This window comes from Polaromonas sp. P1_G4 (assembly GCF_056405475.1).
In genome coordinates this window covers 1-11,386 of the sequence record NZ_JBFUCA010000089.1, presented here as the reverse complement: position 1 = coordinate 11,386, position 11,386 = coordinate 1, and the positions used below count along the sequence as shown (strand labels likewise).

Genomic DNA, 11,386 nt, shown 5'->3' with positions numbered 1-11,386 from the left:
GTACTGCAGATTAGGCATGAACCGGCGCTTGGTTTTGTTGTTTGCGTGAGAAACATTGTTTCCCACCATCGGGCCTTTGCCCGTTACCTGACAGACGCGTGCCATGAGCACTCTCCGTAAAAAATTAGAAATCGGATGCTGGCAAAGGTTAAATCTGCACGAGACAGACCTGAAAATGCTCAGCTAAGCCATAGATTATAGCCTGAAAACTGATTTGTTCCAATTCCGGCGATTGAGAGCCTCGGCAGGGCGGCAAAAGAGCTGGAAAAAAGAGACAAAAAGAGGAAGTCAGCGCTTCCTCTGGTTATTAGGGGCCTTGTTCCAGGAAGCGCTGGGCATCCAGCGCTGCCATGCAGCCTGTTCCGGCGCTGGTAATCGCCTGACGGTAAACATGGTCCTGCACATCGCCGGCAGCGAAGACGCCTGGAACGCTGGTCATGGTGGCAAACCCCTGCAGGCCGGTTTTGGTGATGATGTAGCCGTCTTTCATTTCCAGCTGCCCTGCAAAGATGTCTGTGTTCGGCTGATGGCCGATCGCGATAAAACAGCCTTTGAGGGTGATGTCCTGCGAGGCATCGCTGTTTGTGCACTTCAGGCGGACACCGGTCACCCCTGAAGCGTCACCGAGCACCTGCTCCAGCGTGTGGTGCAGTTTGAGCTCGATCTTGCCTGCGGCCACTTTTTCGTGCAGTTTGTCGATCAGGATGGCTTCGGCCTTGAATTTGTCGCGGCGGTGTACCAGCGTGACCTTGCTGGCGATGTTGGATAAATACAGTGCCTCTTCGACAGCGGTGTTGCCGCCACCCACCACGCAGACCTCTTCTCCGCGGTAGAAGAAGCCGTCACAGGTGGCGCAGCCGGAAACGCCACGGCCCATGAATGCCGTCTCCGACTCCAGGCCCAGGTACTTGGCGGAGGCACCGGTGGCGATGATCAGCGAGTCGCAGGTGTAAGTCCCGCTGTCGCCCGTCAGGGTAAAGGGGCGTTTGCTGAAGTCGACCTTGTTGATGTGGTCAAAAATAATCTCGGTCTTGAAGCGCTCGGCGTGCTCCAGAAAGCGCTGCATCAGGTCGGGCCCCTGCACGCCATGCACGTCGGCGGGCCAGTTGTCGACCTCGGTGGTGGTCATGAGCTGACCGCCTTGCGCAATGCCGGTGATCAATACCGGGTTGAGATTGGCGCGCGCCGCATAGACAGCTGCGGTGTAACCCGCAGGCCCTGAACCGAGGATAAGGACTCTGGAATGTTTCATGATGAAAAACTGATTGGGAAAGTGTAAGAACTCATGTAGAGTCGTGCCGCATAAGTGCAGCGTCAAGTAAAAACAGCTGCTGGTACTTTTCAGGCATTTGATTTCTTAKGAGATTACGTGCCATTGTAAGAACTCACGCGACTAGCCGTCCGATGTGAGGTTGGGAGATATCTGCTATGACAACGATGGTGTCTAACCTGGAACTGATTCGCCGGGTCCCTCTTTTTTCCGTGTTGACTGCCAGCCAGGCTGCATCGGTCGCCGATACCGTGGTCAAGCGCCGGTTCAAGCGCGGCGAGCCTATCGTGGAGCAGGGCAAAAAATCCAACGCCCTTTCCATCATCCTGACCGGCCGCGCGCGCGTCATCACCACGGATTCCCGGGGCCGCGAGGTCATTCTGGCCACCATGCACCCCGGCGACTATGTGGGTGAAATGAGCCTGATCGACAACGAACCTCACTCCGCCACGGTGCGCGCCGAGATCCAGACCGATGCCCTGATCCTGGGCCGCTTGGAGTTTGCACGTTGCCTTCCGGAAAACAGCTCAATGGCCTATGCCGTGCTGAAGGGGCTGGTCCAGCGACTGCGCCATGCAGACCGGCAGATTGAGTCGCTGGCCCTGATGGATGTGTATGGCCGTGTGGCCAGGGCATTGCTCGAATTCGCCAATGAAGACGGCAGCGGAAATGCCGTGATCCGCGACAAGGTTTCAAGGCAGGATCTGGCCAAGATGGTCGGCGCTTCGCGCGAAATGGTCAGCCGGGTGATGAAGGATCTTGAAGAGCGCGGATTCATCGAAACCCGCGACGATGGCTCGCTTTTGGTGAAAGAGCGTCTTCATACGCTGGGATAGGGCCCTGGCAGACCCCTGCCGTACGGTTTGGCGTCTCTGGCGCCCTCAAAGGCCTTACCCAACTGCGGTAAGCTTGGTACTGCAACCCGGAAATATCGAAACATGAAAGCGCGTCTTCGTACCCATGGCGGCGTTGCAAGCCTTGCGAAGGCATATAGCCTTCGCTGCGGCCCGCGCCTTGCCCTGGGCACGAATCCATCCCTTTCATTTTGTCTCGCTACTTCCGGCTTGCAGTACTAGCCGGGCCATGACTTACTCACTCGATACCCTGAACTCCAGAAATTCCCCAGCCGCGGGCGCGCCCAGCGGCATCAAACGCTTTGCCCATGAAGTCAGCCTGATTCTGGGCCTRCTCGGCCTGATTTTCTGGCTCGCGGCACTGCTCAGCTATTCTCCGCAAGACGCTGCCTGGTCAACATCCGGTACCGCTGATGTCCTGGGTGGCGCCCAAGCTGCGTCCCGAAACTGGGGTGGCCGCCTGGGCGCATGGCTGGCAGATGCGAGCTATTTCCTGCTGGGCTTTTCCGTCTGGTGGGCATTGGCGGCAGGCGCCCAGGTCTGGTTGTCTTCATTGGCGCGCTGGCTTCGCGRCGAGCCCCTTGCTGCCGATTCATCCCATTCCGCCGGCCGGATCCGGTTTTGGCTAAGCCTGCTCCTGCTTTTACTGGCCAGCGCGGCGCTGGAATGGTCCCGCCTGTATCGTTTTGAATTCAGGTTGCCCGGCCACGCTGGCGGCGTGCTGGGTTACCTGGCTGGAACGCAGGGCGAGAAATGGCTGGGTTTTGCTGGTTCAGGCCTGGTTTTTATTGCGCTCGGCGTGATCGCCGTGTCCGCCGTGTTCGGCTTTTCCTGGGCGCATGTGGCCCTGCGTGTTGGCGCGTGGATTKACAACCTGATTGACTCCCGCCGCGAAAAGCGCGAAATTGCCGAAGACCTCGCCTTCGGCAAACTGGCCGCGCGTGAGCGTGAAGAGACTTTGATCGACGAGCGCATCGAGATTGAAGAACACCATCCGGTGCCGGTCCTGATCGAGCCTGTGCTCGTGGACATTCCCAAAAGCGAGCGCGTGGCAAAAGAACGGCAAAAGCCGCTCTTCAGTGAAATGCCCGACTCCAAGCTCCCGCAGGTTGATCTGCTGGACGGTGCGCTGACACGCCAGGAGACCGTGGCCCCCGAGACGCTGGAAATGACCTCGCGCCTGATCGAGAAAAAGCTGAAGGATTTCGGCGTCGAGGTGCGTGTCGTGGCCGCCGCTCCCGGCCCCGTCATCACACGTTATGAGATCGAACCCGCCACGGGCGTGAAGGGCTCGCAGGTCGTCAACCTGGCCAAAGACCTGGCGCGCGCCCTCAGCCTCGTTTCCATTCGCGTGATCGAAACCATTCCCGGCAAAAACTACATGGCGCTGGAGCTGCCCAACGCCAAGCGCCAGTCCATCAAGCTCAGTGAAATCCTGGGCTCGCAGGTCTACAACGAAGCCAAGTCCATGCTCACCATCGGCCTGGGCAAGGACATCAGCGGCGCTGCGGTGGTGGCTGACCTCGCCAAGATGCCGCACTGCCTGGTGGCCGGTACTACCGGCTCCGGCAAGTCGGTCGGCATCAATGCCATGATCCTGAGCCTGCTCTACAAGGCCGATGCGCGTGACGTGCGGCTGCTGCTGATCGACCCCAAGATGCTGGAAATGAGTGTCTATGAAGGCATTCCGCATTTGCTGGCGCCGGTGGTGACCGACATGCGCCAGGCCGCCCACGGCCTGAACTGGTGTGTGGCCGAAATGGAAAAGCGCTACAAGCTCATGAGCAAGCTGGGCGTGCGCAACCTGGCCGGTTACAACGCCAAGCTCGACGAGGCCAAGGCCAAGGGCGAATTCATCTACAACCCCTTCAGCCTCACGCCCGAGCAACCCGAGCCGCTGGAACGCCTGCCTTACATCGTGGTGGTGATCGACGAGCTGGCCGACCTGATGATGGTGGTCGGCAAGAAGATTGAAGAGCTGATCGCCCGCCTGGCGCAAAAAGCCCGGGCCGCCGGCATCCACCTGGTGCTGGCCACCCAGAGGCCAAGCGTGGATGTGATTACTGGCCTGATCAAGGCCAATATCCCGACCCGCCTGTCTTTCCAGGTCAGCAGCAAGATCGACAGCCGGACCATTCTTGACCAGATGGGCGCTGAGGCATTGTTAGGAATGGGTGACATGCTTTACATGCCGAGTGGTACAGGCTTTCCAATTCGGGTGCATGGTGCGTTTGTGAGTGATGACGAAGTGCACCGCGTGGTGGCCTACCTCAAGCTGCAGGGCGAACCCAATTACATCGAGGGCGTGCTGGAAGGCGGTACCGTCGATGGCGAAGACGGCGACTTGCTGGGTGATGGCAGCAGTGGCGGTAACGGCGGCGGTGAAAAAGACCCGATGTACGACCAGGCCGTGGAAGTCGTGCTGAAAAACCGCAAGGCCAGCATTTCATTGGTGCAGCGTCATCTCAAGATCGGCTACAACCGCGCTGCGCGGCTGGTCGAAGACATGGAAAAAGCCGGGCTGGTCAGCGCCATGAGTGGCAGCGGCCAGCGCGAAATCCTGGTGCCCTCACGGGCGGAGTGACGATCATGAAGAAATATTTTGCTACTGTTTTGATAGCTGCTTGCGCCCATTCCGTATGGGCCGATGGCCTGGAAAGCCTCGAAACTTTCGTGAAGACCGTCAGCAGCGGCCGCGCCGAGTTCACCCAGGTGGTGACGGCGCCCGGCAAGGACGGCCAGGCTGCACGCAGCAAGACGTCGAACGGTACGTTTGAGTTTTCGCGGCCCAACCGTTTCCGCTTTGTCTATAAAAAGCCTTTTGAACAAACCATCGTGGCCGACGGCCAGACCCTGTGGCTCTATGACGCAGACTTGAACCAGGTCACCTCGCGCAAGCTGGCCCAGGTACTGAACGGAACCCCGGCCGCCGTGATCGCCGCTGCTGCAGACCTCAAGGGCCTGCAAGCCGATTTCAACCTGGCGTCCTTGCCTGACAGAGATGGTTTGCAGTGGATACAGGCCAAACCCAAAACCAAAGACGGCCAGTTGCAGAGCATCAGTGTCGGTTTCAAACCGACCGGGAAGGGCAGCGAACTCGCCATGCTGGAAATCCTTGACAGCTTTGGCCAGAAGTCAGTGATGACCTTCAGTCAGTTCGAGATCAACCCTGCACTTGGCCCTGCCGCCTTCCAGTTCAAGACGCCGGCTGGGGCGGACCTGATTCGCCAGTAAACGCCTGCGGTGGTTTTCCCATGCCGGTTTCAATTCCCGGATTCATGGTGGTCATCAAACCCGGTTTTCTGGCTTTCTCACTGACAGTTTGATTCTGTATTCTGCGACGATATTGTTTTTTTCGCGCGCCATGATTTCCAGCTCTTCGCCTGAAATTTTCCCCTCCGAAAACATCTGGCTGTAGGGGTCGGCGATGACTACGTCTACATGGGTGGTCACAAAATCTACACTCAGATAATGGGCAAAAGGTGAGTTGGGAATGCCTTGCAATTTCCACTCGTCATTGTTTTTCTTGTCAAACAGTGCAAACAGGGCGGGCGTGATGATTCGCACATGCGTAGGATCGTTGATGAAATTGTCGTGCCTGGGATGGGGTGCGTTGATTTCAATCACAGCATTGTTTTTGCATACGCGATAGAGTTCTTTCATGATTCCCAGAAAAACACTGGATTGCTGGCCCATGTGCTCAAGAGAGTGATTGAAGGCGACGGTATCGACTGAACTGTCGTCCCACATCCACGGGGTCACTTCCACGTTACAAACTACGTCCGGGTTGCATTCCTGAAATGCGTCCACGTTGACATATCCGGCAAACTTGTTGTGACCGCAGCCAATATTGAGTTTCATGAGGATTTACCGCAGTTTTTGATGAATGATGAGTCGGTGGTGATTATCGGTGTGTGCAAACACAAGCTGTTTGCGGGCCCCCGGACAGCGCTGATCAGACACTAGAAAACTTCTTGCGCCAACGACATGGCGCGCATGTACCCTTTATGCCAACGAAAAGCCAACCACTAGCAGAACGCTTGCGCCCCCAGTCGCTGGGCGAGGTTATCGGCCAGCAGCACCTGCTGGGCGAAAGCATGCCGCTGCGCATCGCATTTGAATCAGGCCAGCCGCACAGCTGCATCCTCTGGGGTCCGCCCGGCGTTGGCAAGACCACGATCGCACGGCTCATGGCGAGCAGCTTCGACGCCCACTTCATCACTATTTCCGCCGTGCTGGGTGGCGTCAAGGACATCCGGGAAGCGGTTGAGCAGGCGTCCATCTGGCAAGGGCAGGGCGGCAAGCGCACCATCGTGTTTGTGGATGAGGTGCATCGCTTCAACAAAAGCCAGCAGGATGCTTTTTTGCCGCATGTGGAAAGCGGTCTTTTTACGTTCATCGGCGCCACCACGGAAAATCCGTCATTCGAGGTGAACTCGGCCTTGCTCTCGCGCGCCGTGGTGTATGTGTTGCAGCCGCTGGAGGAGGCAGATCTCAAGCAAATAGTGGCCAAGGTGCTTGCTGAACATGCGCTACCAGCTATCGAAACCATAGCAAATGAAGCCGTTGACAGGCTGGTTGCCTATGCCGACGGCGACGCCCGCCGCCTCTTGAACACGCTCGAGTCCCTCAGCGTGGCGGCCAAGGCCGAAAAAGTGACCGACGTCGGCGACGTCTGGCTGCTCAAGGTACTGGGCGAGCGGATGCGGCGCTACGACAAGGGCGGCGAACAGTTCTACGACACCATCTCGGCGCTGCACAAGTCGGTGCGCGGTTCCGACCCCGATGCCGCGCTCTACTGGTTCATGCGCATGCTCGACGGCGGCGCTGAACCGCGCTACATGGCGCGCCGGCTGGTGCGCATGGCCAGCGAAGACATCGGGCTGGCCGACCCGCGTGCCTTGCGCATGGCGCTGGATGCTGCGGAAGTCTACGAACGCCTTGGCTCCCCTGAAGGCGAGCTGGCGCTGGCCCAGTGCGTCATTTACCTGGCGGTCGCGCCCAAGTCCAACGCGGTCTATAGGGCCTTCAACGAGGCCAAAGCTCTTATCGCCAGGGACGGCACCCGCCCGGTGCCCCTGCATTTGCGCAATGCACCAACAAAGCTCATGAAACAGCTGGATTACGGCAAAAACTACCGTTACGCCCACGACGAGGAAGACGGCTTTGCCGCGGGTGAGAATTATTTTCCGGAAGGCATGTCACCTCCAGGTTTCTATCGCCCCGTCAACAGAGGGCTGGAGATACGCATAGCTGATAAGTTAAATGAGTTGAAAATTAAGAACAATAAGAAAAACTGATAAAAAACAAAAGCCGCTGATAAAGGTGGATTCGGCCCGAAAATTTCACTTTCTCAAGGGTAAACCCCGCGAAAACCGCACCGCTGGCTCGATTCTCGCTAGAGACGCTTGGCTACAATTTGCGGATTAGCTCGCCAACTTCACCAGCCATCCGGCTTTGATAGGCGGGCTTTTTGTTAACTCAAGCCAGTCACCGGCGATCCCGGTGGATGGTGGCCGCCAGGCGGAGTTCGCAATTTCATCAATTGGACGGGAGAGTGAGTTATGGAAGTTTTGCTACAGCAGATCATCAATGGTCTGGTGCTGGGCAGCATGTATGCCTTGATCGCCTTGGGCTACACCATGGTGTACGGCATCATTAACCTGATTAACTTCGCACACGGCGAAGTACTGATGGTGGGGGCTTTGACCAGCTGGACCATCATTGGCCTGATGCAGGATTCCATGCCGGGCACGCCGGGCTGGATTATTTTGCTGATTTCGCTGCTGATCGCCTTTGTGGTGTGCGGCGCCCTCAATTTCGCGATTGAGAAAATCGCCTACCGGCCCTTGCGAAACTCTCCCAAACTGGCCCCGCTGATCACCGCCATCGGCATGTCGCTATTGCTGCAGACCCTGGCCATGATCATCTGGAAGCCCAACTACAAGCCCTATCCCACGCTGTTGCCTTCCGAGCCCTTCCAGGTCGGCGGTGCCGTCATCACTGTGACCCAGCTCTTCATCCTGGGTGCTACGGTTGTCTCCCTTTCCGTGCTGATGTGGCTGGTGCATTACACCAAGCTGGGCCGTGCGATGCGCGCCACGGCTGAAAACCCCCGTGTTGCGGCGCTCATGGGCGTGCGCCCCGACACCGTCATCTCGGCCACCTTCATTATCGGCGCCATCCTCGCCGCGCTGGCCGGCGTCATGTACGCCTCCAACTACGGTACGGTGCAGCACACCATGGGCTTCCTGCCGGGCCTCAAGGCTTTCACGGCAGCTGTGTTTGGCGGCATCGGCAACCTGGGTGGCGCGGTGCTCGGCGGCATTTTGCTGGGCCTGATTGAATCCATCGGCGCCGGCTACATCGGCCCGCTGACGGGCGGCGTGCTGGGCAGCCAGTACTCCGACATCTTTGCTTTCATCGTGCTGATTTTTGTGCTCACGCTGCGGCCTTCAGGTCTGCTGGGTGAGCGTGTAGCGGACCGGGCGTGACGCCGCGTCCATCCGGTACACAAGGAGAACATTCATGAATTCTGTCAAATCGAAAAAACTCATTACCTTCCTGATCGTCGCGGCGGCACTGCTGGTGCTGCCGCTGATCCTGCAGCAGGGCGGCAACGCCTGGGTGCGCATTGTCGACATGGCGCTGCTGTATGTGCTGCTGGCCCTGGGCCTGAACATCGTGGTCGGCTACGCCGGCCTGCTGGACCTGGGGTATGTCGCGTTCTTCGCGGTCGGCGCCTACCTGTTCGCGCTGCTCGGCTCGCCGCACCTGGCCGACGCCTTTCCCTGGATTGCGGCGCAGTTTCCGAACGGGCTGCATTTGCCGATCTGGGCGATCATCCCGGCGGCAGCGGCCCTCGCCGGATTCTTCGGCGTGGTGCTGGGCGCACCGACCCTCAAACTGCGCGGCGATTACCTCGCCATCGTGACGCTGGGCTTTGGTGAAATCATCCGTGTGTTCCTGAACAACCTGGACCGCCCCATCAACCTGACCAACGGCCCCAAAGGCATTAACCAGATCGATTCGATGAAGTTCTTCGGCTTCGACCTTGGCAAGCCGCATGAGTTTTTCGGCTTCGAAGTCAACTCGGTGTCGATGTACTACTACCTCTTCCTGGTGCTGGTGATCGTCTCGGTTGTGGTTTGCCACCGCCTGGAAAACTCCCGCATCGGCCGCGCCTGGATGGCGATCCGCGAAGACGAAATCGCCGCCAAGGCCATGGGCATCAACACCCGCAACCTGAAGCTGCTGGCCTTCGGCATGGGCGCCACTTTCGGCGGCGTGTCGGGCTCCATGTTTGCCGCCTTCCAGGGTTTTGTGTCTCCCGAATCCTTCAGCCTGATGGAGTCGGTCATGATCGTCGCCATGGTGGTGCTTGGCGGCATCGGTCATTTGCCCGGCGTCATTCTGGGCGCCTTGCTGCTCGCGGCTTTGCCTGAGGTGCTGCGCCATGTGGCCGGCCCACTGCAGGCCATGACCGACGGCCGGCTCGACTCCGCCATCCTGCGCCAGCTGCTGATCGCGCTGGCCATGATCACCGTCATGCTGATGCGTCCGCGCGGCCTGTGGCCCGCTTCCGAGCACGGCAAGTCGCTGAACAAGCCCGTCGGCCCGGACCCTATCCAGTCAATCAACCCCTAAGGAGAATGGACATGAGCGAAACCATTCTTAAAGTCTCGGGTGTCTCCAAGCGCTTCGGCGGTTTGCAGGCCCTTTCCGATGTCGGCATCCATATCGAGCGTGGCCAGGTGTATGGCCTGATCGGTCCCAACGGCGCCGGTAAAACCACCTTCTTCAATGTGCTGACGGGCCTTTACACGCCCGACAGCGGCACCTTCGAGCTCGCCGGCAAGCCCTACAAGCCCACGGCGGTGCACGAAGTGGCCAAGGCCGGCATTGCCCGGACCTTCCAGAACATCCGCCTGTTTGCCGACATGACGGCCCTCGAAAACGTCATGGTCGGCCGCCATATCCGTACCAACTCGGGCCTGATCGGCGCCGTGCTGCGCACTCCCGGTTTCAAGCACGAAGAAGCCGCCATTGCCAAGCGCTCGCAGGAGTTGCTCGACTATGTCGGCATCGGCAAATACGCCGACTTCAAGGCCCGCACCCTGAGCTACGGTGACCAGCGCCGCCTGGAAATTGCCCGGGCTCTCGCTACCGACCCGCAGCTGATCGCACTCGACGAACCGGCCGCCGGCATGAACGCGACCGAAAAAGTGCAGCTGCGCGAGCTGATCGATCGCATCCGCAAGGACAACCGCACCATTCTGCTGATCGAACACGACGTGAAGCTGGTCATGGGCCTGTGCGACCGCGTCACCGTGCTCGATTACGGCAAGCAGATTGCCGAAGGCGCGCCCGCGGACGTACAAAAAGACGAAAAAGTGATCACCGCCTATCTGGGCACAGGTCATTGAAGGAAAGCAAGAATATGGCAAACACACTCCTTAAAGTGACCGGCCTGAAGGTCGCTTACGGCGGCATCCAGGCGGTCAAGGGCGTTGACTTCGAAGTCAACGACGGCGAACTGGTCACCCTGATTGGCTCCAATGGCGCCGGCAAGACCACCACCATGAAAGCCATCACCGGCACGCTGCCCATGCTGGGCGGCGACATTGAATACCTGGGCAAGAGCATCAAGGGCCGCGGCGCCTGGGACCTGGTGAAAGAAGGCCTGGCCATGGTGCCGGAAGGCCGCGGCGTGTTCACCCGCATGACCATCACCGAAAACCTGCAGATGGGCGCCTACATCCGCAGCGACAAGGCGGGCATCGCCGAAGACATGGAAAAGATGTTTGTGCTGTTTCCCCGCCTGCGTGAACGCAAGGACCAGCTGGCCGGCACCATGTCGGGCGGCGAACAGCAGATGCTGGCCATGGGCCGTGCATTGATGAGCCGCCCCAAGGTGCTGCTGCTGGACGAGCCCTCCATGGGCCTTTCGCCCATCATGGTCGACAAGATCTTCGAAGTGGTCAAGGACGTTTCAGCCCGCGGCGTGACGGTGCTGCTGGTTGAGCAGAACGCCAGCCGTGCGCTCGGCATTGCCAACCGCGGCTATGTCATGGAGTCGGGCAACGTCACCATGAACGGCGACGCGAAAAGCCTGCTGAACGATCCACGCGTCAGGGCCGCTTACCTCGGCGAATAAGCAGGCGCCCGCGCGCCGGCAGGCGCTGCGGGACGCACGTCACCCCGTAAATCTGGCCAACCAGCGCAGGGCATAAATGCCTTGCGGCGCCAAATATTTACGCAT

General features: G+C 59.1%; 11 protein-coding genes. 8 read left to right on the top strand and 3 right to left on the bottom strand.

The window, feature by feature from the left end; translation table 11 throughout:
• A partial coding sequence (rpmB, locus tag AC1D1X_RS06695) for a 50S ribosomal protein L28 (RefSeq protein WP_477698012.1) occupies nt 1-105 on the bottom strand: 105 nt, incomplete at its 3' end.
• 202 nt (nt 106-307) lie between these two features.
• Entirely contained in the window at nt 308-1,252 is a 945-nt protein-coding gene (trxB, locus tag AC1D1X_RS06690; RefSeq protein ID WP_477669672.1) for a thioredoxin-disulfide reductase, read from the bottom strand.
• Between the two features lie 176 nt (nt 1,253-1,428).
• Between trxB and AC1D1X_RS06685 the strand changes: the two genes are divergently transcribed.
• From AC1D1X_RS06685 to lolA, 3 genes are all read left to right on the top strand, one after another.
• A complete protein-coding gene (locus AC1D1X_RS06685; protein ID WP_431097946.1) occupies nt 1,429-2,106 on the top strand; it encodes a Crp/Fnr family transcriptional regulator in 678 nt (225 codons plus the stop codon).
• 247 nt (nt 2,107-2,353) lie between these two features.
• Nucleotides 2,354-4,708 (top strand): DNA translocase FtsK, encoded by a 2,355-nt coding sequence (locus AC1D1X_RS06680; protein ID WP_477698011.1) that lies wholly within the window; start codon nt 2,354-2,356, stop codon nt 4,706-4,708.
• A 5-nt stretch (nt 4,709-4,713) separates the two neighbouring features.
• Nucleotides 4,714-5,358 carry an outer membrane lipoprotein periplasmic chaperone LolA gene (gene lolA, locus AC1D1X_RS06675; protein WP_477669670.1) on the top strand — a complete coding sequence of 215 codons (645 nt, stop codon included), beginning with the start codon at nt 4,714-4,716 and terminating at the stop codon, nt 5,356-5,358.
• 54 nt (nt 5,359-5,412) lie between these two features.
• Here lolA and AC1D1X_RS06670 read toward each other — a convergent pair whose 3' ends face one another.
• The gene (locus tag AC1D1X_RS06670) at nt 5,413-5,985 is read right to left on the bottom strand and encodes a class I SAM-dependent methyltransferase (protein WP_477698010.1); all 573 of its coding nucleotides are present in this window, start codon (nt 5,983-5,985) and stop codon (nt 5,413-5,415) included.
• A gap of 146 nt (nt 5,986-6,131) precedes the next feature.
• On the opposite strand from AC1D1X_RS06670, the gene AC1D1X_RS06665 reads away from it, so the two are divergent.
• The 5 genes from AC1D1X_RS06665 (at nt 6,132) to AC1D1X_RS06645 (ending at nt 11,281) form a co-directional block, all read left to right on the top strand.
• Nucleotides 6,132-7,424, top strand: a complete 1,293-nt coding sequence (locus AC1D1X_RS06665) for a replication-associated recombination protein A (RefSeq protein WP_477669668.1) — start codon at nt 6,132-6,134, stop codon at nt 7,422-7,424.
• 264 nt (nt 7,425-7,688) lie between these two features.
• Nucleotides 7,689-8,618 carry a branched-chain amino acid ABC transporter permease gene (locus AC1D1X_RS06660; protein WP_477669667.1) on the top strand — a complete coding sequence of 310 codons (930 nt, stop codon included), beginning with the start codon at nt 7,689-7,691 and terminating at the stop codon, nt 8,616-8,618.
• Nucleotides 8,619-8,652: 34 nt separating this feature from the next.
• On the top strand, nt 8,653-9,771 hold the full coding sequence (locus AC1D1X_RS06655) for an ABC transporter permease subunit (protein ID WP_477669666.1): 1,119 nt from the start codon (nt 8,653-8,655) through the stop codon (nt 9,769-9,771).
• A gap of 11 nt (nt 9,772-9,782) precedes the next feature.
• A complete protein-coding gene (locus AC1D1X_RS06650; RefSeq protein ID WP_457279485.1) occupies nt 9,783-10,550 on the top strand; it encodes an ABC transporter ATP-binding protein in 768 nt (255 codons plus the stop codon).
• Between the two features lie 14 nt (nt 10,551-10,564).
• Entirely contained in the window at nt 10,565-11,281 is a 717-nt protein-coding gene (locus AC1D1X_RS06645; RefSeq protein WP_477669665.1) for an ABC transporter ATP-binding protein, read from the top strand.
• The last annotated feature ends 105 nt before the right edge of the window (nt 11,282-11,386 follow it).